20 protein-coding genes are annotated in these 25,156 nt (G+C 72.4%); 8 read left to right on the top strand and 12 right to left on the bottom strand.

The genetic code is table 11. From position 1 onward, the window contains the following. Nucleotides 1-89 precede the first annotated feature (89 nt). A complete protein-coding gene (locus HKK74_RS04280) occupies nt 90-1,124 on the top strand; it encodes an ion channel (protein ID WP_187241713.1) in 1,035 nt (344 codons plus the stop codon). A 3-nt stretch (nt 1,125-1,127) separates the two neighbouring features. Here the strand turns inward: HKK74_RS04280 and HKK74_RS04275 are convergent, their stop codons facing one another. Together HKK74_RS04275 and HKK74_RS04270 are read right to left on the bottom strand one after the other, a co-directional pair. Then, nucleotides 1,128-1,292 (bottom strand): hypothetical protein, encoded by a 165-nt coding sequence (locus HKK74_RS04275; RefSeq protein WP_187241712.1) that lies wholly within the window; start codon nt 1,290-1,292, stop codon nt 1,128-1,130. After that, nucleotides 1,289-3,946 (bottom strand): phosphoenolpyruvate carboxylase, encoded by a 2,658-nt coding sequence (locus tag HKK74_RS04270; protein WP_187241959.1) that lies wholly within the window; start codon nt 3,944-3,946, stop codon nt 1,289-1,291. The genes HKK74_RS04275 and HKK74_RS04270 overlap by 4 nt, the downstream gene beginning before the upstream one ends. 152 nt (nt 3,947-4,098) lie before the next feature. Here HKK74_RS04270 and HKK74_RS04265 point away from each other — a divergent pair, with 152 nt between their 5' ends. From HKK74_RS04265 to HKK74_RS04240, 6 genes are all read left to right on the top strand, one after another. After that, nucleotides 4,099-5,691 (top strand): acyl-CoA carboxylase subunit beta, encoded by a 1,593-nt coding sequence (locus HKK74_RS04265; protein ID WP_187241711.1) that lies wholly within the window; start codon nt 4,099-4,101, stop codon nt 5,689-5,691. Between the two features lie 24 nt (nt 5,692-5,715). Further along, nucleotides 5,716-5,937 (top strand): acyl-CoA carboxylase subunit epsilon, encoded by a 222-nt coding sequence (locus HKK74_RS04260; RefSeq protein WP_187241710.1) that lies wholly within the window; start codon nt 5,716-5,718, stop codon nt 5,935-5,937. Between the two features lie 85 nt (nt 5,938-6,022). Further along, nucleotides 6,023-7,030, top strand: a complete 1,008-nt coding sequence (locus tag HKK74_RS04255; protein ID WP_187241709.1) for an NYN domain-containing protein — start codon at nt 6,023-6,025, stop codon at nt 7,028-7,030. A 229-nt stretch (nt 7,031-7,259) separates the two neighbouring features. Further along, nucleotides 7,260-8,720: an AlkA N-terminal domain-containing protein gene (locus HKK74_RS04250; protein ID WP_312881229.1), complete on the top strand. Its 1,461-nt coding sequence runs from the start codon at nt 7,260-7,262 to the stop codon at nt 8,718-8,720. Between the two features lie 15 nt (nt 8,721-8,735). Next, complete coding sequence (locus HKK74_RS04245; RefSeq protein ID WP_187241707.1) at nt 8,736-9,242, top strand: methylated-DNA--[protein]-cysteine S-methyltransferase; 507 nt, start codon at nt 8,736-8,738, stop codon at nt 9,240-9,242. Between the two features lie 91 nt (nt 9,243-9,333). Continuing rightward, entirely contained in the window at nt 9,334-10,569 is a 1,236-nt protein-coding gene (locus HKK74_RS04240; RefSeq protein WP_187241706.1) for a YncE family protein, read from the top strand. A gap of 42 nt (nt 10,570-10,611) precedes the next feature. Here the strand turns inward: HKK74_RS04240 and HKK74_RS04235 are convergent, their stop codons facing one another. From HKK74_RS04235 to HKK74_RS04190, 10 genes are all read right to left on the bottom strand, one after another. Next, on the bottom strand, nt 10,612-13,491 hold the full coding sequence (locus HKK74_RS04235; protein ID WP_187241705.1) for an AfsR/SARP family transcriptional regulator: 2,880 nt from the start codon (nt 13,489-13,491) through the stop codon (nt 10,612-10,614). Between the two features lie 200 nt (nt 13,492-13,691). Further along, a complete protein-coding gene (locus HKK74_RS04230) occupies nt 13,692-14,075 on the bottom strand; it encodes a pilus assembly protein TadG-related protein (RefSeq protein ID WP_187241704.1) in 384 nt (127 codons plus the stop codon). 35 nt (nt 14,076-14,110) lie between these two features. Continuing rightward, nucleotides 14,111-14,530 carry a TadE family protein gene (locus tag HKK74_RS04225; protein ID WP_312881228.1) on the bottom strand — a complete coding sequence of 140 codons (420 nt, stop codon included), beginning with the start codon at nt 14,528-14,530 and terminating at the stop codon, nt 14,111-14,113. After that, nucleotides 14,527-14,994 (bottom strand): TadE/TadG family type IV pilus assembly protein, encoded by a 468-nt coding sequence (locus tag HKK74_RS04220; protein WP_187241702.1) that lies wholly within the window; start codon nt 14,992-14,994, stop codon nt 14,527-14,529. The genes HKK74_RS04225 and HKK74_RS04220 overlap by 4 nt, the downstream gene beginning before the upstream one ends. 4 nt (nt 14,995-14,998) lie before the next feature. Continuing rightward, entirely contained in the window at nt 14,999-15,211 is a 213-nt protein-coding gene (locus HKK74_RS04215) for a Flp family type IVb pilin (RefSeq protein ID WP_187241701.1), read from the bottom strand. A 278-nt stretch (nt 15,212-15,489) separates the two neighbouring features. Continuing rightward, complete coding sequence (locus HKK74_RS04210; RefSeq protein WP_187241700.1) at nt 15,490-16,407, bottom strand: type II secretion system F family protein; 918 nt, start codon at nt 16,405-16,407, stop codon at nt 15,490-15,492. Then, nucleotides 16,404-17,375 (bottom strand): type II secretion system F family protein, encoded by a 972-nt coding sequence (locus HKK74_RS04205; protein ID WP_187241699.1) that lies wholly within the window; start codon nt 17,373-17,375, stop codon nt 16,404-16,406. The genes HKK74_RS04210 and HKK74_RS04205 overlap by 4 nt, the downstream gene beginning before the upstream one ends. Before the next feature lie 31 nt (nt 17,376-17,406). Beyond that, nucleotides 17,407-18,708: a TadA family conjugal transfer-associated ATPase gene (locus tag HKK74_RS04200; RefSeq protein WP_187241698.1), complete on the bottom strand. Its 1,302-nt coding sequence runs from the start codon at nt 18,706-18,708 to the stop codon at nt 17,407-17,409. Beyond that, on the bottom strand, nt 18,709-19,512 hold the full coding sequence (locus HKK74_RS04195; protein ID WP_246491173.1) for a hypothetical protein: 804 nt from the start codon (nt 19,510-19,512) through the stop codon (nt 18,709-18,711). Continuing rightward, nucleotides 19,513-20,391 (bottom strand): hypothetical protein, encoded by an 879-nt coding sequence (locus HKK74_RS04190; protein ID WP_187241697.1) that lies wholly within the window; start codon nt 20,389-20,391, stop codon nt 19,513-19,515. A 276-nt stretch (nt 20,392-20,667) separates the two neighbouring features. Between HKK74_RS04190 and HKK74_RS04185 the strand changes: the two genes are divergently transcribed. Then, nucleotides 20,668-25,146: a type VII secretion EssC family protein gene (locus HKK74_RS04185; protein ID WP_187241696.1), complete on the top strand. Its 4,479-nt coding sequence runs from the start codon at nt 20,668-20,670 to the stop codon at nt 25,144-25,146. The last annotated feature ends 10 nt before the right edge of the window (nt 25,147-25,156 follow it).

Below are 25,156 nucleotides of genomic sequence, written 5' to 3'. Positions count from 1 at the left end.
ACCTGGCCGGGCCGGGCCATAGAGAGGCTGTTTCGGTGGTTTGCCCCGGTTAGGGTGGTCGCACCGCAGCGTGCCGTACAGGAGGAAGCGTGCCGATCGTACTGACTCGCTTGCTGGCCCGAATCGCGGTGCTGCGGACATGGTGGACACCGGTTCTCGTCTTCAGCCTCGTGTTCGTGACGAGCTGGCCCCTGATGACGCTCGCGGAGCCCGCGGGCAGCGTGATCGTCGAGCCGGCCAACTACTGGTGGTATTTCGTGGTCACCGCCGCGACCGTCGGTTACGGCGACCTGTATCCGAAGTCGGCCGCGGGCCACGTCGTCGGCGTATACGTCATCGTTGGCGGTATCGCGACGCTGACGACGGTGTTCGCCAGGCTGTCGACGGCGCTGGCAGAAGCGAAGGGACGAAGGATGCAGGGTGCCATCACGGTGGAGGTCTCCGACCACATCGTGCTGCTCGGCTACACGCCGGGACGGACCGAGGAAATGGTGGACGAGCTGATCGCCGACCGGTCAAGTCGCATCGTGCTGTGCGCCTGGGACGACGTGCCGGTGCATCCGATGTCCGACCGCGACGTCACGTTCGTGCGCGGTGATCTGACCGACGATGGCGTGCTCCGCCGGGCCGGCGTGCAGCGGGCGTACAGCGTGCTGGTCGACGCTCGAGACGACAACGAGGCACTGGCGGTCGCGGTCACCGCCGACCACGTCGCCGAGGGCGCCCATCTCGTCGTCGCATTGCGGGACATCGGCAGGGTCCGGCATCTGCGCTATGTCAACGAGGCCGTGCGTTGCGTCCAGTGGCACAGCCCTCACATGATCACCGAGGAGTTGAAGGATCCCGGCATCACCGAGATCTACACGCAACTGATGACCCACGGCGGCGCGGACACTTATTCGGTGCGGTTGCCGGAGTCCCTGGGCTCGGTGCTGGTCGACCACTGCCAGACCTCGCTCGGCCGGCGGTACGGCGCCACGATGCTCGCGGCGCGCGCCGGCGACGTTCTGCTGGTCAATCCAAGCTGGCAAACCCAACTGCCGGCGGGGGCCGTTCTCTACTACGTCGGTTCCCGCCGCCTCACCCACGACGAGATCGCGAAGGCATTGCGCGAGGCCGACTGACCGTCACAGGCCGTCCACAGGTCGCCCCGTTCGACCGGTCGTGTAGCCGGAGAAGTGGTCGGGGTTGAGGTAGGTGACCGCGATGCCGTAGACGCCCACCGGGATCTCCACCTCCTCCACGTCCCGCTGCTCGGCGTGGAGGACGGGCCTGACGTCGGCGACCGTCATCCGGTGTTCTGGAGGCCGGCGGCGACGCCGTTGACGGTGAGCAGCAGCAACTCCTCCAGCCGCTCCCGTTCGGCGTCGTCGGCGATGCCCTCGCGGAGCGCGCCCAGTGCCCGCAACTGCAGATGGGAGAGCGCGTCGACATAGGGATTGCGCAGCTCCACCGCGCGGGAGAGCACCCTGCGGTTCTCGAGCAGCCGCTGGTGGCCGGTCACCGCGAGGACGAGCGAGCGCGTCCGGTCGTACTCCGCCAGCACGGTCTCGGTCAGCGACGGCCGGCCACCGAGATCGAGATAACGGGCGGCGATGTCGCGGTCGGTCTTGGCCAGGCTCATCTCGGCGTTGTCGAGCAGCGCGGCGAACAGCGGCCATGCCTTGTACGCCTCGCGAAGCGTGCCGAGGTCCTCCTCGGCGGCCGCCTCGAGTCCGCTGCCGAGGCCGTACCAGCCGGGCAGGTTGACGCGGGTCTGGGTCCAGGCGAACACCCACGGGATGGCGCGCAGATCCTCGAGCGAGGTGGAGGCGCTGCGCCTGGCCGGGCGTGAGCCGATCCGCAGCTGCGAGATCTCGCCCAGCGGGCTGACCCTGGCGAACCACTCGGCGAAACCGTCGTCCTCGACCAGGGCCCGGTACGCGCGCTGTGCCGCGGCGCCGATCCGCTCCGCCAGGCCGCGGAAGCGGGCGGCCGCCTCACGGGCGCGGTCCTCGACCGCGGGCGTCGATGCGAGCAGGACCGCGTTGGTGACCTGCTCGACATGGCGCCGGGCGATGGCCATATGTCCGTACCGGGCGAAGATGACCTCGCCCTGCTCGGTGACCTTGAACCGGCCCGCGACCGAACCCGGCGCCTGTGCCAGGATCGCCCGGTTCGCCGGGCCCCCACCGCGGCCGAGCGAGCCGCCCCGGCCATGGAACAGGGTCAGCGTGACCTCGCGCCGCTCGGCCCAGGCGGCAAGGGCCTCCTGAGTCTCGTACAGCCGCAGGGTGGCGCTGGTCGGGCCGAGCTGCTTCGCCGAGTCGGAGTAACCGAGCATGATCTCCATGCGGCGGCCGGTCTCGGCGAGCCGGGCTTGGACCGCCGGCTGCTCGACCATCCCCTCGAGCACCGCGGGCGCCCGTTCCAGGTCCTCGCCGGTCTCGAAGAGCGGCACCACGTCCAGGACCGGCCCGTCGGCCGCGCCTCCCGCGGCCGCCGCGAGCTCGTAGACCGCCGCGACATCCTCGGCCGAACGGGTGAAGGACACGACGTAGCGCTTGCACGCCTCGACCCCGAACCGCTCCTGGATCCAGGACACCACCCGCAGGGTGTCGAGAACCTCTTCGGTCTGCTCGGAGAGGGCTCCCCCGGCACGCACCTCGGCGAGGGCCTTCTCGTGCACCGCGGAGTGCTGGCGGATCTCCAGCTCGGCGAGGTGGAAGCCGAACGTCTCGACCTGCCAGATCAGATGCTGGAGCTCACCGTAGGCCTGCCGGGCCGCTCCCGCCGTCGCGAGCGAGTCCTGCACCAGGCGCAGGTCGGCGAGGAGTTCGCCGGGCGTGTCATAGGCGAGGTCGGCGTCACGGGTACGGGTGGCGGCGATCCGCTCCGCGGCGTACAGCAGCGCCTGCCGGTACGGCTCCCCCGGCGACCGCTTGACGATCTCGGCGATGCGCTCGGGCTGCGCCGCCCGGGCAGCGGCGAGCGCGGCGCTGAGCCCGGCCGAGGGGGCGGTGGTGGAGACGTGCGCGGTGAGCTGCCGGCCGATCCGCAGGCATGCGGCCTCGAGTGCCCGCAGCACGTGGTCGGCCTGGATCATGATGGCCTCGCGGGTGACCTGCGCGGTCACATGCGGGTTGCCGTCGCGATCACCGCCGATCCAGCTGCCGAACCGCAGGTAGGCGGGAGCGCGCGGCGGGCGTTCGCCCACACTCTCGGGATCGAGCGCGGTGTCCATCACCCGGTAGACGGCGGGTACCACCCGGAAGATCGTCTCGTCGAAGGCCGCCATCGCGGTGCGCACCTCGTCGAGTGGGTCCATCTGCGTGTGCCGGCGCAGCGCCGTACGCCACAGCAGGTCGATCTCCTCGAGCAGCCGCCGCCGGATGTCCTGGTGCTCGCTCGCCCCGAGCCGTACGTCGTTCAGGTCGGTCAGCAGCCCGCTGATCCGCATGATCGCGGTGACGACCGCCCGGCGGCGCGCCTCGGTCGGGTGCGCCGTGAACACCGGCCGCAGCTCCAGCTCGCGCAGCGTCTCGTCGAGCCGGTCCGGGCCGGCGGCACGGATCTCGGCCACCGCGGCGGCCACCGAATCGCTCAGCGGCTCGGCCCGCGCGTCACCGGGAGCCGCGGCGGAGGCGGCGTCACGCTCTCGCAGCGTGCGGATCCGATGGTGCTCCTCCGCCAGGTTGGTGAGGTGGAAATAGACCGTGAACGCCCGCGCGACGAGTTCGGAGCGCTCCAGGCTCCATGCGGCGACCATCGCGGCCACCTGGTTGCCGGTGATCTCGCCGCCCGCCGCGTCGCCGGAACCGCCCGGCTCCTGGCCGCGCCGTGCGGCGATCACCGCGTGCCGAAGGCTCTCGACATCGTCGAGAAGGCCCTGACCGCCGTACTCGACGAGGACCCGGCCGAGTAGAGAGCCGAGCATCCGGACATCGCGCCGCAACGGCTCGGGCATCTCCTGCCGTGCCGAATTTCGCTCGGTATGCCCGGTCGCGGAGCTTTCACCGATATTCGTAGCCACCCGCTCAGCGTAGTCAGCGGAGCCGCCCTCGCGGTGGGCCCGGCCCGGGCAAATGTGGTTGAACAATGCCTGGCTAGGGTGTTGCCATGGCGACCGAAGCTCCAGAACCCGCGGACGACATCGACATCCACACCACCGTGGGCAAGATCGCCGACCTGGAACGGCGACGCTTCGAGGCCGTGCACGCCGGGTCGGCGCGGGCGGTGGAGAAGCAGCACGCGAAGGGCAAGATGACCGCCCGGGAGCGGATCGACGCCTTCCTCGACCCCGGCTCGTTCGTCGAGTTCGACCAGCTCGCCCGGCACCGGTCCACGAACTTCGGCATGGAGCGGGACCGCCCGTACGGCGACGGCGTCGTGACCGGTCACGGGACGGTGGACGGTCGCCCCGTCGCGGTGTTCAGCCAGGACTTCACCGTCTCGGGGGGTTCGCTGGGCGAGGTCTTCGGCGAGAAGATCTGCAAGGTCATGGACCACGCGCTGAAGACCGGCTGCCCGGTGGTGGGGATCAACGACTCCGGCGGCGCGCGGATCCAGGAGGGCGTGGTCGCGCTGGGGCTCTATGCCGAGATCTTCAAGCGCAACGTGCACGCCTCCGGGGTGATCCCGCAGATCTCGCTGATCCTCGGGCCGTGCGCGGGCGGTGCGGTGTACTCCCCCGCGATCACCGATTTCGTGGTGATGGTGGACAAGACCTCCCACATGTTCATCACCGGCCCGGATGTGATCAAGACGGTGACCGGCGAGGAGGTGACGTTCGAGGAACTCGGCGGCGCTCACTCGCACAACACGAAGTCGGGAGTCGCGCACTACCAGGCGTCGGATGAGAAGGACGCGATCGAGTACGTCAAGGAACTGCTGTCGTACCTCCCGTCGAACAACCTCTCCGACACCCCGGCCCAGCCCACCGCCGTGGACGTCGCCGCGCTGGACGAGGCCCTGGACACGCTGATCCCGGACTCGCCGAACCAGCCCTACGACATGCACACCGTGATCGAGCACGTGCTCGACGACGGCGAGTTCCTCGAAGTGCACGCGCTGTTCGCGCCCAACATCATCTGCGGCTTCGGCCGGGTCGAAGGACATTCGGTCGGCATCGTGGCCAACCAGCCGATGCGGTTCGCCGGAACCCTTGATATCGACGCATCCGAGAAGGCCGCACGTTTTGTACGAACCTGCGATGCATTCAATATTCCAGTTCTGACATTTGTGGATGTGCCGGGATTCCTCCCCGGAACAGATCAGGAATGGAACGGCATCATCCGGCGTGGCGCGAAGCTGCTGTACGCCTACGCCGAAGCAACCGTCCCTCTGGTCACGGTGATCACTCGAAAGGCGTACGGCGGGGCGTACGACGTCATGGGCTCCAAGCACCTCGGCGCCGACATCAACCTGGCCTGGCCGACCGCCCAGATCGCCGTGATGGGCGCCCAGGGCGCGGTGAACATCCTCTACCGGCGCGAGCTGGCCGCCGCCGGCGACCCGCAGTCCCGCCGCGCCGAGCTGATCACCGAGTACGAGGACACGCTGGCCAACCCGTACATCGCGGCCGAGCGGGGATATGTCGATGGGGTGATCAAGCCGTCGGAGACCCGGGCACAGGTCGTCAAGGCCCTGCGGGCCCTCCGGGAGAAGCGCAGGACACTACCCCCGAAGAAGCACGGGAACATCCCGCTGTGACACCGACCGTGACCGGGAGACGCCATGGCTGACCAGCCGTTCCTGCAGATTGTGCGCGGTGAGCCCAGCGACGAGGACATCGCCGCCCTCGTCGCGGTGCTCAGCGCCCGCGCCGAGGCCGCCGCCCGCGCCGCCGCCGGGCCGGCGACACGCCGTGAATCACGCTGGGCGAACAGGTCAAGGTCGACCCGCCGGCCTCTGGCACCCGGCCCGGGAGCGTGGCGTGCGAGCGCATTCCCGTGTTAACCAAGGGACTCGGCTGTTTCACGGGGAAGCGTGTAACGGTGGTTCGTGCCCGTAAAGGCTCCGGCATGAATAAGCTAGAAAGCCCATGACTACCTCGGAGCTTGTTCCCCAGCCAGCCCGCTATGCCGTCTTCGTCGACGCGGGCTATCTCTACGCGGCCTCCGGGGCGCTGCTGCTCGACGCGACTTCCCGCCGGGAATACCGGGTCGCCGCCGAGAAGCTGATCCGGGCGCTGACCAGTCACGCGGCGGAGGAATTGCGCGGCGAGCTACTGCGCGTGTACTGGTTCGACGCCGCCCCCAAGCGACAGCCGACCGTCGACCAGCGCGTGATCGCCAACCTGCCGCTGGTCAAACTCCGGCTCGGCAACCTCAACGCGCAGGGGCAGCAGAAGGGCGTCGACGCCCAGCTGCGCGCCGACCTCGAGGCACTCGCCCGGCACCGCGCGATCACCGACGCGGTACTCCTGGCCGGGGACGAGGACATGCTGCCGGCGGTCGAGGCGGCGCAGCGCTACGGCGTACGCGTCCACCTGTGGGGCGTCGAGCCGACGCACGGCTCCAACCAGGCCGAATGGCTGGTGTGGGAGTCCGACACCGTCGAGGTGCTGCCGTCGGACTTCCTGCGCCCGTACTTCAGCAAGGCCGGCGTCATCGCTGTGCCCGCGGGCGAGCAGCCGCCCGACGCGGCGGTACCCCGCACCACCACGTCCCCGGTACCGAAGCCCTCGCAGGTGTTCGCGGGCCGGGCCCCGTCGCCCACCGCGGTCGCCCGTCCGATCCCGGCCGCGGTCAAGCACGCCGCCCAGCATTCCTCGACCGACGGCAAGCTCGGCCCCGAGCGCGCCCAGATGCTCGAGATCGGCGAGCACGTCGCCCAGAAATGGGTGTTCGAGCGCGGTCGCGACAACATCCGCGACCTGCTGCCCGGGCCCATCCTGCCGCCCGTCATCGACAAGGAACTCCTGATCGAGGCCGAGAAGGAACTGGGCCGGTCACTGCGCCCCTACCAGGAGGCCCGCACCTGGCTGCGCGACGGCTTCTGGGAACGCGTCTACCGCGAGTTCGGCATCGGCATCGGCAAATCCGGGTGAACCACCGCGCCTCCGGCGCTGTGTTGAACTGCGCTCGCTCCGCTCGCGCGGCTCGGGGCGCCTTTGAGGCGCTGTCTTCCCTCGTCGCTCCGTCGCTCGTTCCTCGCTCCTGCGCTCCTCAGTCCAGACAGCGCCGCGCCCCTCGCACGCTCGAGCGACCCCATAGGGGGACGGTGGTCGGGTCCGATTCCCGCCGGTGTGAGGTCGTTGCCTGGGGTTGAATCGAAGTGTGCTCGACTTCGACTCCTGTTACCGGGCGGTGAGCGCCCGCGACGCCCGCTTCGACGGCCGGTTCTTCACCGGCGTGACCTCGACCGGCATCTACTGCCGGCCGATCTGCCCGGCCCGCACGCCCGCACGGCGCAACGTGCGGTTCTTCACCGCCGCCGCGGCGGCGGAGGGTGCCGGTTTCCGGCCGTGCAAGCGGTGCCGGCCCGAGGCCAGCCCCGGATCGCCCGACTGGGACTTTCGCGGCGATCTGGTCGGACGTGCCCTGCGGCTGATCGACGACGGCGTCGTCGACGACCACGGCGTCCGCGGGCTGGCGCGACGCCTCGCGGTCACCGACCGGCACCTGCACCGGATGTTCGTCGCGGAGCTGGGAGCGCCCCCGCTCACGGTCGCCCGCAACCGGCGGCTGCGGCTCGCCCGGCGGCTGCTCACCGAGACGCTCATGCCGGTCACCGACGTGGCCTTCGCGAGCGGGTTCGGGAGCGTACGCCAGTTCAACGCCAGCATGCGCGAGACCTACGGGCAGGCCCCGTCGGAGCTGCGCGGCGTCGGCCGGGGGCTCGGCCGCCCGGCCACGCTGGAGCTGCGCCTGGCGGTCCGGCGGCCGTACGACTCGGCGTCGCTGCTGGCCTTCCTTGCGGCCCGGGCGATCCCGGGCGTCGAGAAGGTGACGGCGGACCGGTACGTCCGGACCGTCGCCGCCGCGCCGGGCGGCACCTCCGACACCGGCGGCGAAGCGAGCACGATCGAGCTGATCCCACGCGAAGATCACGTGCTGCTGCGGGCCGGCGGGCCGAGCCCGCGCGGGGTCGCGTCGCTGGTGAACCGATGCCGGCGGCTGTTCGACCTGGACGCCGACCCCTGCGCGGTCGACGACGCGCTCGGCGCGGACCCCCTGCTGGCCCCGCTGGTGGCGGCCCGGCCCGGCCTGCGGGTGCCGGGGGCCTTCGACGGCTTCGAGCTCGCGGTCCGCGCCGTGCTGGGCCAGCAGGTCTCGGTCGCCGGGGCGAGCACTCTCGCGGGACGGGTGGTGGCCCGCTGCGGCACTCCCCGTACGGGCCTCGCGGCGTCCGCGGAGGCCGAGCCCGCTCACCTGTTCCCCACGGCGGCGCGGCTGGCGGACGCGGATCTGAGCGGTCTGGGGCTGACCGGCGGCCGGCAGCGGACCCTCCGGGCGCTGGCGGCGGCCGTGGCCGCGGAGGAGCTCGACCTGGACGGCGGAGCCGACCCGGCCGAGATCGCCGACCGGCTCATGGCACTGCCCGGGATCGGCCCGTGGACGGCGGGCTACATCGCCATGCGCGCCCTCGGAGACCCTGACGCCTTCCCCGCGGCGGATCTCGGCCTGCGCCGGGCCTTCGACGCGCTCGGCCACGCGGAGACCTCGCTCGAACAGCGCGCGGAGAGGTGGCGGCCCTGGCGGGCGTACGCCGCCATGCACCTGTGGACCTCGCACTGAACGGAAGGAACCTTCATGATCCGTACGACCGTGCTGCGCACCCCGATCGGGCCGCTGTCGCTGCTGGAACACGAAGCGGTGCTCGTCGCCGCAGGCTTCACCGACGACCCCCGGGAACTGCACTCCCGCCTGCACCCGTCGCTGCGATCACATGAGCTGATCGGCGCCGACGATCTCGGCGAGATCGGCAAAGCGCACGAGGCGTACTTCGACGGCGATCTCGACGCCCTCGACACGCTCACCGTCCACGCGCCCGGTCCGCCGATACGGGAGGGGCTGTGGGCGGCGCTGCGCGAGGTGCGGTCCGGCGAGACCGTGACCTACGGCGAGCTCGCGGCCAGGGCGGGCCTCGTGCGCGGTGCGCGGGCGGCCGGTCAGGCGTGCGCGCGCAACCTCATCGCCCCGGTCATCCCCTGCCATCGCGTGGTGGCGTCCGCCGGAACCGGCGCTCGGCGCCTGAACGGCTACTACTACGGCCTGGATCGCAAGGAATGGCTACTTCGCCATGAATCGGGCGGATGACGCCCGGCGCCACCGGTCCCCAAAGCGCCCCGACACACACCTTTTGTGATTGACCCGACACCGGGAGTTGCGAAGTCGGTACAGTCCCCGCGTGGCACGCGTGCGAGAGCGGCGATGGCCGCGCGGGGCCCTGGCGGGCGTCTGCGCGGGTCTTGCCGTCCTGTCGGGCTGCCGCTCACCGGTGCCGTTCTACGCCGACGGCCACCGCCCGGACGCGCCCGTGTTCGGGCTCGGCGGCCCCATGCCGTACGTCGAGCCGGACGACGCCGCGACGGCACGGCCGGACGTCTCCGGAGGCCGTACCGGCGGTTTGGCCGAGGCCTCTCGTGCACTGGGCCGGATCGCTCCGGTCTACGGCTGGACCCGGCCGGGCATGCTGAGCGCCGCCGTCAGAGGGCTGCCCGCCCGGATCTGGGTGACGAACACCGCGCGCCGCGCCGTCGAGCTCATCGACCCCGAGACGCTCCAGGTGGTACGCCGCCTCCGGGTCGGGAACGTGCCACGCGAGATCGTGCCGTCCTGGGACCTGAGGACGCTGTGGATCAGCGACGGCGGCGGCACGCTGGTGCCCATGGACGCGCGTACCGGCCGCCGGGGCGCGCCCGTGGCGGTGGCCTCGCCGCACGACCTCTACTTCACCCCGGACGGGCGCACCGCCCTGGTCATGACCGGCACCCTGCGGCGGATCGACTTCCGTGATCCGCGGACGATGCGGCTGCACTACGCGCTGCGGGTGCCGTGCGACGGGGTCGGACATGCCGACTTCTCCGCCACGGGCGACTACGTGATCGCGACGTGCGAGCGTTCGGGTCAGGTCGTGCGGGTGGATCCGCGGCGGCGCACGGTGACCGGTGTGCTGCTGCTCCACCGGCGGGCCGCCCCCAAGGACGTGCGGCTGTCCCCTGACGGCACTGTCTTCTACGTGTCCGATCCGGTGGCCGAGGGCGTCTGGGTGATCGACGCCGAGCGGTTCGGCAAGCTCGGCTTCATCCGCACCGGGCCCGGCGCCGGCGGGCTCACGCCGAGCCGGGACGGCACGATCCTGTACGTCTCGGGCAGGGGCACGATCTCGCTGATCGACTTCGCCGCCCGCCGCGTGGTGGGCCGATGGCGGCTGCCGAATGCCGGCTCGACCGGGATGGGCGGGGTGTCGGCCGACGGGAAGGTGCTGTGGCTGCCCGGCCGCTCGCCCGATCTGGTGTACGCGATCTCGACCGAGACCGGCCGTCCGGTCCACGCGATCAGGGCGGGCACGGGGGCGGTGGGTCTGTGCGTGTTTCCCCAGCCGGGGCGCTACTCGCTCGGCCACACGGGGAACTTCCGCTGAGGGCGGCATACCCCGGGCGCCGGCGGCCGGGGAGCGCGCAGGTCAGATGGAGACCCGGCGGTACTGCGGCAGCAGCTCCTCGATCAGTGCCTCGGTCTCGGGCCGCAGGTGGCCGAGCATCATGTCACGCTCGGCGCGGCCGCGAAGTTCCTCGGCCGTTGCGCGCAACTGCGCCTGATCACCCGTGGCGTGCGTGGCCCGCAACAGATCGCGCCACAGCCCCTCGTCCGCGGGGGCGAGCCGGAGCCCGGCGCGGGCGGCGGTGACCGCGCCTCGCGCGTCGCCGTCCTCGAGCCGCAGCACCACGAGCCGGTGGGCGACGTCGACGACCCGCGCACCGGCCTCGTACTCGAGAGGATCGGCGGCCAGCCACGCGTAGCGTCCGCGCGGCCGATCGGCGAGCAGCGGCCCGCGCACCAGGTCGAGCGCGTACGACATGTACGCCGTCTCTGACGCGGGCTCGGCGGCCGACCGCCAGACCAGCCAGCGCAGCACGCTCCAGTCGACCCGGACCTCGGAGCCCAGCTTGATCCGCCCGGCGTCGTCGTAATAGAGGTTGGGCCGACCGCGCGAATCGCGCCCGAGCCAGTCGGACACGCGTGCGATGGTGGCGTCGCGCACCCCCGCGGTGACGCCGCGCGGCCAGACCGCGCCGCTCAGCACGGTCGGGTGCACCCCGCCGGGATGGGTGGCCAGGTGGACGAGCACCTCGGTGCACAGGGCCCGGCGCGACTCGTCCATCGGGCCCGGCGCGTCGACCTCGATCGGGCCGAGCAGCCGGACGTCGACCACGGGCTGCTGCTCCGCGTTGACCACGCCGCTCGCGGGCTCGTCGGCCGGTTCCGGCAGCGGGACTCCCTCGAGGCGGCCGGCGGTGCGGAACAGCTCGACGACCGCGCGGTAGTGCTGCTCGGGGACCATCTGGGCTTCGACCTCGAACCCGAGCACGCCCGCCTGCAACCGGCCCACCGGGTCGGCCTCCCAGGTCCATTTCGCGCCCTGGACGTCGCCGGGCACGATGTAGCCGGCCGCCATCCGCTGGCCGGTCCTCGCCAGCGCGACCAGCCGGTCGGCCTCCTCGGTCGTCGGCTGGTCCGCCATGATCAGGTAGTGCGGCATCCAGGCCTCGCCGAACACGCCGCGGCAGCGGCCGGTGAGCACGGAGGCGGCGCCGGACGCGGCGAGGGCCTGCCGGACCTCCTCGGCCCGCGCCTCGAGTTCGGGCAGCGCCTCGGCCAGAGAGGCGACCGCCCGGATGCGATCCGGTGCGATGTGCGACAGTTCCTCGCCGAAGCCGACGAGCGTGATGCGCATGTGATCGGACCAGCGGTTGGTGGCCAGCTCGATGGCGATCGCGGCGAGCACCGCCCGCCGCACCGTCTCCGGGCCGCGCAACACGATCAGCCCGTGGGCGGCCTCGAGGTCCACCATGATGCGGCCGTTGTCGTTGGTGCCGATCGAGATCAGGCCGGGATAGGGCGCCAGCACGTCACGCAGGCCGTCCGGATCGAGCGCCGGGTCATCGGCCCGGTCGCGGTGCAGCCGCCACACCTGGCCGCCGTCGTGCGCCTCCCATGGCGCCGGCGGCTCGCGGTCGGCCGGCGCGATCCAGAGGTCGAGGCTGTCGGACCCGAGGTGCACCCCGTAGACGGTCGGAGGCGTACGGCCGTCGACGGCCAGCGCCTTGGACATCTGCCGCAGCCCCAGGTCGAGCAGTTTGGTCGCCTCGGTGTCGGCACCGAGTCGCAGCGCCTGCTCCGCCACGGCCGCGTCGCCGTCCGGCACCGCGATCATATGGCCGAACGCGCGGCTCCACATCTGCTCGCGCCGCCGCCGGCCGAGCGCGGCGAGCAGCCCGGCGGCGAGCAGCGAGGCCAGCGCCAGGCTCTGCGGCCAGCCGAAGTCCTGACCGGGGGCGACCGGACCGGTCACGGGCCGCTCCTGCGGCGCCGCGCCGCCTTGGCCGCCCTCGCCACGGCCGGCCTGCTCCGGGACGGGACTTACCTGCGGCGGGCGGTCGGCGTCGTCGCGCGGCGGCGGCACGGCCTGAGTGCTGCTCGCGCCGCCGGGCTGCGGAGCCGGCGGCAGCGGCTCGGCGGGATCCGGCCGGCCGGCACCGGCCTTGGCGGGTGAGGAGCGGTCGTCGAGATCGTGCGCCGGTACGACCTGCGCGCCCACCGCGTCGTCGGGCATCACCAGGACCCAGCCGGGCCTGATCAGGCTGGCGATGGTCAGCCGCGTGCCGTCGGGCTGTTCGCGCCCCTTGTTGAGCTCGTATATCTCCGGATAGCGGCGGCCGTCGCCGAGGCACTTGTCGGCGATCTCCCAGAGGCTCTCGTGATGGCGGCCGTGCGGCGGCTGTACGCGGTAGATCTTCTGGGCCTTCGCCTTCCGCACCGGCGGGCTCTGGACGCTCTCGGCGAGCGCCGGCGTGGTCACCTCGGCCGGAGTCGCCGGAATCCGCTCGAGCTGTTGCGACTGGGTCTGGACGGGCCGGGCGGGATGCAGATCGCGGCTCGTGAACGCCGGCATGATCGCGGTCGTCGCGGTGAACAGCAGCAGCGTCGCGACGACGAGCCGGTGAACGAGCGACTGGGTCCCGCCCGCCAACGGCACCCGGGCCGGTACCCCGACCCCGCGCACGCCCGCGTAGACCTCGACGATCACGCAGGCCGCCAGTTGCAGCCACGCCAGCCACACGAGCAGGACCAGGATCGTGATGAGCGAACTCGGGCCGAGCCGCTGGGTCAGGTCGTCGGCCGTGGGCAGGTGCTCCGGGACGGGGGAACCGAAGAAGGTGACGAGGGCGAAGGGGACCCCGGCGACGAGCGCGGCCAGCGCCGCCACGGCGGCGAGCCCCTGGAGCACGTCGCCCGCGCTGCGCCTGCTCCGAACCTTTACTGCCTGCCGCGACGCGCCCATAGGCTTCAGACCCCTGTCTGCGGATGGCGAATGCCATCGAACGTCATCGTACGACCGCCGCCACTATGACAGGCGAAGCCGCGCAAGTCCCTCCGAAATCGGTGCTCACCCATCCGCCATGTCCCCTCGGTCAATGGCCATGACCGGCGGCGGAGCGCCATTGCGGAACCGCCGTCCGACCGCACTTCTCGCCATGAAGATCAAGTTCCTGTTTCCGGGGTGGCCGTCGCGGAAGAGGTCATTTCCATGTCCGAGAAGCCCGGCATGATCGACAACAACTGCAATTTCACCGTGATTTTCACCTGCACCCACGCCGTTCGCGAATCCCGCAGCCCACACTGCACATCGCCCGCCTCGGGATATCTCGCCACCAGCCGGCGCGCTTTCGCGCAAGCGGTGCCGGCGTCGGCGATGCGCAGTTCACCGGTGGTCCGAAGCAGCCCGACGTCGATGTCATCGGCGGCGGCCCGCGCCGCCTGCTCGGCGATGTCGGCCGCCCGCTGCCGAGCGTGGATGGCAAGGCCGCCGTCGACGAGCAGCCCGGCCAGCAGGATGACGAACAACGCGAAGATCACCGTGAACATCGCAACGGTGCCACGGTCCCGGTCCGGCCGTGCGATCAATCGATCCTCCGGTAGGTGTCGAGGGGCACCGTGGCGGTGCCGGTCATCGTCTTCGAGCCCGGCAGCCCGATGAGCGTCATCCCGCCAAGGTCGACGTCGCAGGTCACCGTCACGGTGACCTGCCCGCCGGGCGCCCACTCGGACAGGTCGGGCCCCACGCGGGGACCGCCCTGGCACCAGTCCCTGGTCTTCAGCGTCTCCCTGCTCGCCCGGTCGGCGAAGGCGACCGCGTCACCCCTCGTACGGCCGACCGACGCGGCCCTGGCGCCGTCGCGCGCGGCGCCGTCGATCTGGCTCTGCGCCTCGACCATCCGGCCCACCCCGACCATGAGCATCATGAACGCGATGAGGACGGGGGTCAGCAGCGCCAGCTCCAGTGCCATCGACCCCCGGGACGCACCCCGCCCGGCCGTCACGGGCCCTCACCGCACCGGGTACCGGCGCCGACGTCGGGCCGGTAGCACTCGATCGGGCCGCCCGAGCGCTGGTGCACCCGGAAGGTGAAGAACGGGATGACCTGCACGGCCTCGCCGCTGACCTCGACCCACCGCTCGTCCCCGTCACCGCCGGCCTCGGTGCGCGAGTTGCCGAGCAGCCGTGATCCGAACTGCTGTACCTGCGACCGCGCGGTCTGCTCCGACCGTCCCTTCCAGTCGCCGGTCACCTCGCTGCGCGCGACCCTGGCGCCGCCCTGCGCGGCGGCGAGGGCCACGTGCCGGGCGTGGTAGACCATCGCGAACTGCACGACCAGCAGCATCACCAGCAGCAGGATCGGGGTCAGCAGCGCCAGCTCGAGCGACGTCGCCCCGGAGTCGCGTGCGCCCGATCCCCCACCGGCCCGTGCCGGTGGCGTGTGGTCGTGGTCGGCGAGACGGCGCATGCCGCTATTTGGTCTTGATGTTCGACGCGGCCTCGTCCACCTTGTTCTTGATGGTCACGCCGATGCCGATCGCGATGAGCGCGAGGATGCCGGTGATGATGGCCCACTCGATCGCGGACGCGCCCCGGCTCCGGTCGCTGTCGGCGCGCAGCCGGTGCAGGCGGTGCCCGAGCAGGGCCCGCAGATACACGATCGCCGGGTCGGTCAGGGGGTTCATATGGCGCTCCTCGGCGTTCTCTGTTCGGGAAAACCTCCGGTCATCGAGATCGCGGCGTGGACACTCCAGTTTTCCGGCCGGAGACTACCGGAGAGGAAACGCCGCTTCCTCCCTTCTGCTACTTTGAGTGACTCCGCGATAGCCAAGCGGATTCGCGGCCGGGCGGGCCGTGACAGCGCGGGGAGCCCTCCAGTCATCAGATGGGGCCGTGAACCGCGAACCACCGGCTTCTCCTGTCTGAGAGGTTGGAATCTCCCGCCTTCAGGCGGGAGAGGACGTCAAGCGGCAAGCACTCGCATCACCGCCGGAAAGGCGAGAAAGACCAGAAAACCGGTACAGAGCAGGAGCTGCGCGACCAGCATTGACTGGGACCGCTCTCCTGCCTTGCCCTCGACCTCCGACAGCTGGCGGCTGCGCATCGACGCGGCCCGGGCCGACAGCGACTGCCGTACCTTCGCACCGTCGTCGGCGACCAGCCCCAGTGCCGCAGACAGGTCCCGCAGCTCCGCGATGTCGATCTCGTCGCCGAGGTTGCCGAGGGCCTGCCACGGAGTCTGCCCGGTGATCCTGGCGTTGGCCAGGGCGTCCCGGATCCGCCCGATCGCCCATCCCTCGCCCACCTGCGACGCCGTCATGAGGGCCTCGGGCACGCCGCGCCCGCCGGCCAGGTTCATCGCGACCAGGTCTAGGAAGGCGCCGACCACGTACCGGAAGTCCCGGCGCCGCTGCGCGGCCTCCTGACGGAGCTGCAGGTCGGGCAGGAAGAAGAACAGCGCCGCGAAGAGCACGCCCAGCCAGAGCGGAACGGTGAGCGAGGAACCCATGCCGAGCAGTGCGAAGTAGCCGACCAGCACGGGGATGAAGACCAGCGCCGCCGCCGGCAGCAGGAACTTGGTGGCGAGGAAGCCCTCGATGGACTTCTCCACGATCGCCAGGTCGGCGCGCACCGACCGCTGTTCCCAGCCGCGCTCTTCGTACAGCCGGGCCAGCCTGCGGCCGAGCTGTGAGCGCAGGCCGCCGACCTTCTCCCGGGTCGGGGACGAGCGCCGGGCCCGGGCGTCCTCGTCCCGGCGGCGGGCGGCGGCGTCGAAGGCGGCGAGGCTGGCGGCCAGCCCGGGACGCGGCGGGAACAGCGCCCGCAGGAGCAGGAACAGGCCGACGCCGAAGGCGGCCCCGGCCAGCAGCGGCGCGTTCACGACGGCCCACCTCCCGCGTCCATGGCGTGCCGGCCTCGCAGCCGAGCGCCGTCGCCGCGGCCGCCCTGCCACCCCGCCACGGTGGCCGGGACCTCGGTCGGCACGCCGGGTTGCGCGTCGGGCCGGCCGAGGAAGCGCTGCGGCATGTCGTAGTGGGCGAGCCGGCGCAGCCAGACGAACCCGAGCCCGAACAGCCCGACGACCCCGGCGAGCACGAACTGCCCGAGGAACCCGTCGTAGACGTTCACGTACGAGCGGTTGAAGACGGCGAGCAACAGCGCGGTGCCGACCGACACCCCGACGACGATCTGGACGCTCCGGCGGGTCGTGCGCCGGTTGGCCTCGACCCTGCGGCGCATGTCGAGTTCGGCGCGGGCCGAACCGGACAGGGCGCCGAGCATGTCCCGCAGCCCCGGGCCGCGCAGCCTGGCGTTGAGGATGAGCGCGCCGATGACGAGGTCGGCCGAGGGGTCGTCGAGGTCGTCGGCGAACCGGCGCAGCGCGTCGCCCATCGGCATCCGGGTGTGCATGCGGTCGACCAGGATCCGCAGGTGCGGCTGGAGCACGGGCGCCGCCGCCCGCATCGAGGACGGGATCGCCTGCTCGAGACCGACCGCCCCCGCGATGGTGTCGCGCAGCGACTCGGTCCAGGCCGCGAGGGCCTCCAGCCGGGCCATGGCCCTGCGCTCCTCGGCCGCGCCGCCGGCGATGCCGTTCCAGCCGAACGCGAGCAGCCCGGTGCCGATCGCGGCGACCGGCCAGCGCGTCGCGACCAGCGCGGCGGCCCCGGCACCGATGCCGATCGAGCCGCGGGTGGTCAGGGTGCGCAGGATCTCCTCGCGGCTGCGCCCCCGCCCGAACCGGCCCCGCCGGACCGGCAGCCCGCGGACGGCGACGACGAGCAGGACGAGACCGCCGCCGGTCAGGCTCCCAGCCAGGACGGCGTACAGCACGTCGGGCGTCAGCATCCGCCACCCCCCTCGCGCTCGGCCGGCGTCGTCACCACGACACCCCCTGGGACGGGTCATAGCCGAACTCGGCCAGTTCGGCGGCGCAGGCGATCGGCGCGGCGGGCACCGCGTGGCCGCCCGGGCCGGCCGCGAACACCTCGCTGGACAGCACCCGCTGGTCGCAGCCGGTCACCTCGCGGACGCTCGACACGAAGCGGCGCAGCCGGCCGCCCACCGCGTAGTCGTTGCGCTTCTCGATGAACACCACGAAGTCGATCGCGCCCGCGATCAGCATGTGCGTCGCCTCGATGGGCAGCCGTTCCTCGGACTGGATCGCGTAGGTCGCCACCCGGTTGAACACCTCGACCGAGGAGTTGGCGTGGATGGTCGACAGCGAGCCGTCGTTGCCCTGGGTCATCGCGTTGAGCATGGTGACGATCTCGTCGCCGAGCACCTCGCCGACGATGACCCGCGAGGGGTTCATCCGCAGCGAGCGGCGGACGAGGTCGGCCATCGAGATGGCGCCCTCGCCCTCGGAGTTGGGCAGCCGTTGCTCGAGGGCGATGCAGTTCGGATGCAGCTCGGGAAAGTGGTCGAGGCCGAGTTCCAGCGCCCGCTCGACGGTGATCAGGCGTTCCTGCGGGGGGATCTCGTTGGCTATCGCGCGCAGGAGAGTGGTCTTGCCGGCGTTGGTCGCGCCCGCGATCATGATGTTCTTGCGTGCCGCCACCGCCGCCCGCAGGAACAGCCCCACCTCGGAGGAGAACGTCCCGTTGCCGACGAGATCGGACAGGAACACCTTGCCGAGACGGGCCCGGCGGATGGACAGGGCGGGCCGTACGGAGACGTCCATCACCGCCGAGAGCCGTGAGCCGTCCGGCAGCCGCAGGTCGAGCTGCGGGTTGGCGGTGTCGAAGGGCCGCGAGGACAGCCCGCTGTAGGCCGCGAGCACCTGGACCAGTTCGACGAGCTCGTCATCGGACTCGGCGACCGGCTCGCCCATGACCTCACGGCCGTCGGCATAGCCGATGAAGACGCGGTCGCAGCCGTTGATGTCGATGTTCTCGATCTCGGTGTCCTCGAGCAGCGGCTGCAGCCGGCCGACGCCGAACAGCGCGGCGTGGACGCCGGCGGCGAGCTGCTCCTCCTCTTCGGCGTTCGGAGGGCGGCGGCCCGCGGTGATCTCCCCGCGCGCGTACTCCTCGAGGACCTGGGCGATCAGAGCGCGGGCGAACTGCCGCTCGTCCTCGGAGGACATCGGCGCGAGCCCGCCCGCCGCGTCGAGCCGCCGCTGCTGGGCGAGCCGGTCCCCGACCTCCTGGCGCAATCGCTTGACCAGACCGTGGTCCACCTAACGCCCCCTTACCGCGTCGGCGGGGTGCACGCCTCCCGCCCCCGGGCCAGGGGGCGTCGTCAGCCGCCCGACCAGACCTCCGGCCACCTCTCGCGCCGACCGGATCAGCAGCGACCGGTCGAGTCGCCCGCCCCATTGGCCCCGCAGCATTTCAGCACCCTTGGGGTCCAATGCGAAACCCCCCAGCACCGTCGCCGGCAGTCGCGCGTTGGTGACGATCCGGTCCACCTCGGCGACCGAGGCGCGGTAGTCCCGGGGATCGGCGACGACGATGATCCCGATGGGCGGGCCGCCGCGCAGTTCGGCGCCGAGGGCGTTCACGCGCTCGCGCAGATGGGCGACCTGCTCGAGTGTGGGCCGGGTGAGCAGCACGATCATGTCGGCCTCGCGCAGCAGGTCGAGCAGCGCGGTGCCCGCGCCGAGCCGGCCGCAGTCGGCGATCACGTCCACCGGCGCAAGGGAGGCGAAGGCGCGGCCGAGCGGCCCCCACAGCCAGGTGAGGCCCTGCGCCTGCTCGCCGTTGGTGAGCCCGACCAGCACATCGAGCCCACCGACGAGCCGCTGGCCGTGCTCGCCGATCTGGTCGGGCCGCAGACCGCGGCGGGCGGTCGCGGCGAGGCTCAGCAGCCCGCGCGCCGGGTTGAGCATCCCGGACTCGCCCGGCAGCCGGTAGACGAGATCGCCGCCGGCCAGGTCGCACTCGGCGACGAGGACCGGCCGTGGCCACACCGCGCCGAGGGCCACCGCGGCGGTGGTGACGCCCGGTGCACCTTTGTCCGCCGCGAGGGCGATGAGGGCCACCTAGCCGCTCCCGGCCGGCGTGGTGGCGCGCTGGTTCGGGTCCTGGCCGCCGGGCGACGGCGCGCCGGAGGTCTGCTCGCCTGGATCCTGGCCGCCCGCGTTCCGCTCACTGGGATTCTGGCCGGTCGGGTTCTGACCTCCGGACGTCTGCCCGCCCGGCACCGTCGGGGCGCCGGGGACCTTCGTGCCGATGGGCACGCGGGCCACCGCCACGGCTCCCGCCGACGCGGCCTGGGCGACCTGCGGCGCCTGCGCGGGCGGCACCGCGATCGAGATCATCGTCTGGTCGGACTGCAGGGTTCGATCACCGCCCCCGGCGACGCCGATCACGATCGCGTCCTCGGCGAGTGTCGTGCCGGCCCGTACGCCCGAGGTGTTCTGCCCGCCGACTCCGTACAGGCTCACCCGGTCTCCGGCGCTCAGCCCGTCGGCCGGCATCTGCCCGGGTTTGAGCGCAAGCCCCACGATCACCCGGCCGTCGGTAGCGGCGTCGGTCCTCGCGACCATTCCGTTCGTGAGCAGTGCCCCCTTGACCAGCGGCACGGCGGCGAAGGCACGGCTCACGTCGGCCCGCTCGGCCCAGCCGATGAACTCGATGCCGGTGTTGCCGATCTGCACCTCCTCGAGGGCGTCGGCCGGTATACGCTGGCCGGCCGCGACCGGCTGGGCGACGCGGATCGCCGAGACCCGCTCGCCGCTCGCCATGACGAGGTAGGCGCTCGTGAGCGCGCCGCCCAGGATGAGCAGGACGGCGAGGGCGGCGAGGGCGGGTTTGCGTTCACGGGGCGGCACCGGCAGCCGCTGACCTGTCGAGGTGCCGAGGCCGGTACGCCCAGGGCCGGCCGCGGTGTTCGCGGCGGTCGATTGACTGGTATTCATCGAATTGGCCACTCCGAAGCGATGCGCAGACGGCCCGAGCGACCCATGGTTCCGGGCTTGACAAGCCTGCGTCAATGGATTCGCGCGGGTGAGGCCGTCCCGTGACTCTTTTCTCCGAACTGACCTGCACATACTCGGACCATTGGCGCCACCTGCCCACAATGCGTCACACCGCGCCGGGCAACAGATACACCCGGTCAGAATGACCTGGGCCTCCACCCATGGAGGAGGCGCACATCCTAGGCTTGGCGCCAGGCCGAACAGCGGAGGGTACGGATGCGCATTTCGCTCACGGCGCTGACCGATCAGGGCCCCCGGGATATCGTGATCAATGGCGATTCCGATATGACCGTGGCGAGCGTCGCAACATCACTGATCCGCACCATCGGCGATGACGACCCGTCCGATCCAACGGCGCTCGCGGTCAAGTCCCCGCGGGCCCGGCCGCTGTGGATGGACGGCCGGATGCTCGACCCGCAGGCCGAGGCCGCCCGGGCGCTGCGCGACGGCGCCGTCGTGACGGTCGAGCCGAGGGCGGCCGCGGCCACCGTCCTGGCCGAGCCCTCGGGCCTGGTCGAGATCCGGGTGGTCGGCGGGCCGGCGGCCGGCGGCGTGCACCGGCTCGGGCTCGGTGCCACGACGATCGGCACCGGCGAGGACGCCGACGTCAGGCTGGCCGGTCCACGGATCCCCGGCCGGTCCCTCCGGGTGACGGTACGGCCCGGCCAGGTCACGGTCGAGGCCTCGCCGCAGGCCGAGGCGACGCTGGACCGGGTGCCGTTGACGGTGCCGTGCGAGTGGCCGGTCGGTGGCCTGCTCCTCATGGGATCGACGGCTCTCGCGCTGTCGCCGTCGTCGCGCCCCGACACTCACCTGGAGCCCCTTCCCGAGGGCGGGCTCGCCTTCAACCGGCCGCCCCGCATCGGCCCGTCCCGGCGCCCGTGGCGCATCGAGGTGCCACAGCGGCCCGAGCGGGGCGAACGTCAGCGGCTGAGGCTGCTCAGCGCCCTGATGTTCTCGGCGTTCGGCATGGTCATGGCCTTCGCGCTCAAACAGTGGTGGTGGGCCCTGTTCGCGCTCACCTGGCCCATCATGCAGGTCGCCGAGTGGGCGAGCGACCGAGTCCACGGCCGCAAGTCCTACCGGAAGGCGCTGAAGGAGTATCACCGGCGCATCGAGGACTTCGATCTTGAGGTCGAGCGGCTACGCCGGGCCGACGAGTCGGAGCGGCGGGAGATGAGCCCGGATCCCGCCGAGGTCCTGCTCACCGCGACCGGCCCCCGCCGCAGGCTGTGGGAGCGCCGGATCACCGATCCGGACGCGCTGTGCCTGCGCGTGGGCTTCGCCGACCAGCCGGCGAACATCGAGTTGATCGACAAGGAGGCCGACCGGGAGCAGCCCGTCGCTCGCACGGTGCCGGTGACACTGCCGCTGGCCGACCTCGGCGTGATCGGGCTGACCGGGCCGCGGCCGGCGTCACGGGCGCTGGCCCGCTGGCTCGTGGCCCAGGCGGCGGCCCAGCACAGCCCGCGCGACCTGGCCATCGTCGTGCTCTGCGCGGAATCGGGCGAGGCCGGGCCCGGCGCGGCCGAGCACTGGAACTGGGTGCGCTGGCTGCCGCACTGCGCTCCCCGCGAGGGTGAGGACTGCGTCGCGATGGTCGGCACCGACCCCGAGTCGGTGGCACGGCGGATCACCGAGCTGGCGATCCGCATCACCGACCGGCGCCGTCACCAGAACGCCGCCGGCGGGCTGCCGCCCGCTCCGTCCGACCGGGCCACGCCCCCGTACAACATCCTGGTCGTGCTCGACGGCGCCCGTACGCTGCGGCGGGTGCCGGGGATGCCGCAGGTGCTCTCGAGCGGTCCGCAGTTCGGCGTGCACGCGATCTGCGTCGACGATGAGGAACGGTTGCTGCCCGAGGAGTGCACGGCGGTGGCGGCGTGGGACTGGGACCGGCCGGCCTCGCTCCGGCTGCGCGGCCACGGCCTCGACCGGCTGGGCCCGGTGCTGGCGGATCAGGTCTCGCCCGCGTGGTGCGACCGGCTGGCCCGCGCGCTGGCACCCTTGCGCGACGTCTCCAGGGAGGACTCCGAGGAGTCGCTCGCCGCGGCGGCCGGGCTGCTGGAGCTGCTCGGCATGCCCGACCCGACCCCCGACCACGTGCTGGCCGCGTGGGCCGGCGGCGGCCGCACGACCCGTGTCCCGATCGGCCTCGGCACCGACGGCCCGTTCCACGTGGACCTGCGGGCCGACGGGCCGCACGCGCTCATCGCGGGCACGACCGGCGCGGGCAAGTCCGAGCTGCTGCAGACGCTGATCGCGTCGCTGGCCGTGGCCAACCGCCCGGACGAGATGACCTTCGTGCTCATCGACTACAAGGGCGGCGCGGCGTTCAAGGACTGCGCCGAGCTGCCGCACACGGTCGGCATGGTGACCGACCTCGACGGGCACCTCACCCAGCGGGCGCTCGACTCGCTCGGCGCGGAACTGCGCCGGCGGGAGGCGATCCTGCTCGCCGCGGGCGCCAAGGACATCGAGGACTACCACGACCTGCGCGACCGCGGTGACGGCGCGGCCCACGAGCCGATGCCCCGGCTCGTGCTGATCATCGACGAGTTCGCGGCGATGGTGGCGGAGCTGCCCGACTTCGTCAGCGGGCTGGTGGACATCGGCCGGCGCGGCCGGTCGCTCGGAGTGCACCTGGTCCTCGCCACACAGCGGCCGGCCGGCGTGGTCACCGCCGACATCCGGGCGAACACCAACCTGCGGATCGCGCTGCGGGTGACCGACGCCGACGAGTCGACCGACGTGATCGACTCTCCCGAGGCCGCGCGCATCTCCAAGGCCACGCCGGGACGTTGCTACGTGCGCTCCGGGGTCTCGGCCCCGCAGGCCGTGCAGACCGCGCGGATCGGTGGCCGGCGGCCTGGCGCCGGCACCGCCGCCCGCCCCGCGTCGGTGCTGCCGCTGCCGTGGCGCGGGCTGGGGCGCGCGCTGCCGCGGGCCGACGCGGCCGACGGTGGTGCGGACGAGTCCACCATGGCCACCGATCTCGGGGCGCTGGTGCGGGCGGTCGCCGGCGCGGCACGCGGCGTGGGGATCCGCCGCCTGCCGAGCCCGTGGCTGGAGCCGCTGCCCGAGCAGGTGACGCTGTCGCCCCGAACCGCGGCGGGAGGCTCGGTGGTCGACCTGCCGCCCATCGAGTTCGGCGTGACCGACCTGCCGGCCGCCCAGTCGAGGGAGCCCCTGACCCTCGACCTCGCACGCGGCGGCCATGTCTACGTGGCCGGCTCGCCGCGGTCGGGCCGGTCCACCGCGCTGCGCACGCTCGCCGGCTCGCTGGCCGCTTCGTGCTCCCCGTACGACGCGCACCTCTACGCGATCGACTGCGGCGCCAACGCGCTGCTGCCGCTCGTGGCACTGCCGCACTGCGGCGCGGTGGTCGGGCGCGACCAGCTCGACCGGGTCGAACGCCTGCTCGCCGCGCTCGCCGCCGAGGTGGCCCGCCGCCAGCAGCTGCTCGCCGAGGCCGGGTTCGCCTCGATCGCCGAGCAGCGCGCCGCGGTCACCTCCGCCGAGCGGCTGCCGTGGATGGTCCTGCTGCTCGACCGCTGGGAGGGCTTCGTCGGGGCGTTCGAGAACTACGACTACGGCCGGCTCATCGACACGGTGCTCCGGCTGCTGCGCGAGGGCGCCGCCGTCGGGCTGCGGGCGGTGTTCACCGGGGACCGTTCCGGCCTCGGCGGGCAGGTGTCCACCGTGTTCGACCGGCGGCTCGTGCTGCGCATGGCCGATCCACAGGACTACGGCTACGCCGGGATCCAGGAGCGGCAGGTGCCGTCCGCCATGCCGCCGGGACGGGCGCTCGAGCAGACCGGTCCCGGTGAGCCGCTGCGCGAGTCGCAGATCGGGCTGCTGTGCGACGACCCGTCGGGGACGGCGCAGGTCTCGGCCCTGCAGGACATCACCCGCGGCTGCGCCTCCCGCTACGGGCGGATGCCGCGCCGGATGCGTCCACTGCACGTCGACGAGCTGCCGGTACGGGTGTCCTACCGGGAGGCCCTCGCGCTCGACCCCGACTTTCTCGCACCGTCGCCGCTGTGGGCCCTGGTCGGCGTGGGCGGCGACGCGCTCGCGCCGGTGGGCGTCGACCTCCTCGCCGAGGGTCCGGGCTTCGTCGTGGCCGGCCCGGCGCGGTCCGGCCGCTCGACGACGCTGCTGACCATCGCGGGGTGCCTGCTCGATCCGTCGGTCGGCGGCGGGCTCGTACCCGTCGCCATCATCACGCCGCGCCGGTCGCCACTGCGCGAGCTGGCCGGTCGGCCCGGGGTGCTCGGGGTGCTCGACGCCACGGCCTCGGCCGAGGACCTGGAGTCGCTGCTGGAGCACGAGCACCGCTACGCGGTCGTGGTGGACGACGCCGAACTGCTGGACGAGACCGAACTCGACGACGCGCTCCGCACAGTCCTGCGCGCCGCGCGGGACGGCGAGCACGCGGTCATCCTCGGCGGGACCACCGAGGACCTCGCGCGCGGCTACCGCGGCTTTCTGTCCGACACCCGCCGGTCCCGCTCCGGCGTGCTCCTGTCGGTCGACTCGCCCGACGACGGGGATGTGTTCGGGCTGCGCTTGCCGCGCAACGCCGCCGGCGGCGGGCCGACCGGCCGCGGCGTCTTCGTCGCGGTCGGCGTCACCACCCAGATCCAGGTCGCCCTGCCCGACCCCACCGACGGCGACCTCCCCGAACCGTGACCGTTCCCAC

Source organism: Actinomadura alba, from assembly GCF_014323705.1.
Classification (GTDB): domain Bacteria; phylum Actinomycetota; class Actinomycetes; order Streptosporangiales; family Streptosporangiaceae; genus Actinomadura_C; species Actinomadura_C alba.
Note: the sequence above shows the minus strand (reverse complement) of the source record. Positions and strands in the feature narration are given on the sequence as shown.

Coding starts and splice junctions, on each gene's coding strand:
- HKK74_RS04275 (WP_187241712.1), bottom strand. CDS start 1,292: ATGACGGTCGCCGACGTCAGGCCCGTCCTCCACGCCGAGCAGCGGGAC.
- HKK74_RS04270 (WP_187241959.1), bottom strand. CDS start 3,946: ATGCCCGAGCCGTTGCGGCGCGATGTCCGGATGCTCGGCTCTCTACTC.
- HKK74_RS04265 (WP_187241711.1), top strand. CDS start 4,099: ATGGCGACCGAAGCTCCAGAACCCGCGGACGACATCGACATCCACACC.
- HKK74_RS04260 (WP_187241710.1), top strand. CDS start 5,716: ATGGCTGACCAGCCGTTCCTGCAGATTGTGCGCGGTGAGCCCAGCGAC.
- HKK74_RS04255 (WP_187241709.1), top strand. CDS start 6,023: ATGACTACCTCGGAGCTTGTTCCCCAGCCAGCCCGCTATGCCGTCTTC.
- HKK74_RS04245 (WP_187241707.1), top strand. CDS start 8,736: ATGATCCGTACGACCGTGCTGCGCACCCCGATCGGGCCGCTGTCGCTG.
- HKK74_RS04235 (WP_187241705.1), bottom strand. CDS start 13,491: ATGGGCGCGTCGCGGCAGGCAGTAAAGGTTCGGAGCAGGCGCAGCGCG.
- HKK74_RS04230 (WP_187241704.1), bottom strand. CDS start 14,075: ATGTTCACGGTGATCTTCGCGTTGTTCGTCATCCTGCTGGCCGGGCTG.
- HKK74_RS04220 (WP_187241702.1), bottom strand. CDS start 14,994: ATGCGCCGTCTCGCCGACCACGACCACACGCCACCGGCACGGGCCGGT.
- HKK74_RS04215 (WP_187241701.1), bottom strand. CDS start 15,211: ATGAACCCCCTGACCGACCCGGCGATCGTGTATCTGCGGGCCCTGCTC.
- HKK74_RS04205 (WP_187241699.1), bottom strand. CDS start 17,375: ATGCTGACGCCCGACGTGCTGTACGCCGTCCTGGCTGGGAGCCTGACC.
- HKK74_RS04190 (WP_187241697.1), bottom strand. CDS start 20,391: ATGAATACCAGTCAATCGACCGCCGCGAACACCGCGGCCGGCCCTGGG.
- HKK74_RS04185 (WP_187241696.1), top strand. CDS start 20,668: ATGCGCATTTCGCTCACGGCGCTGACCGATCAGGGCCCCCGGGATATC.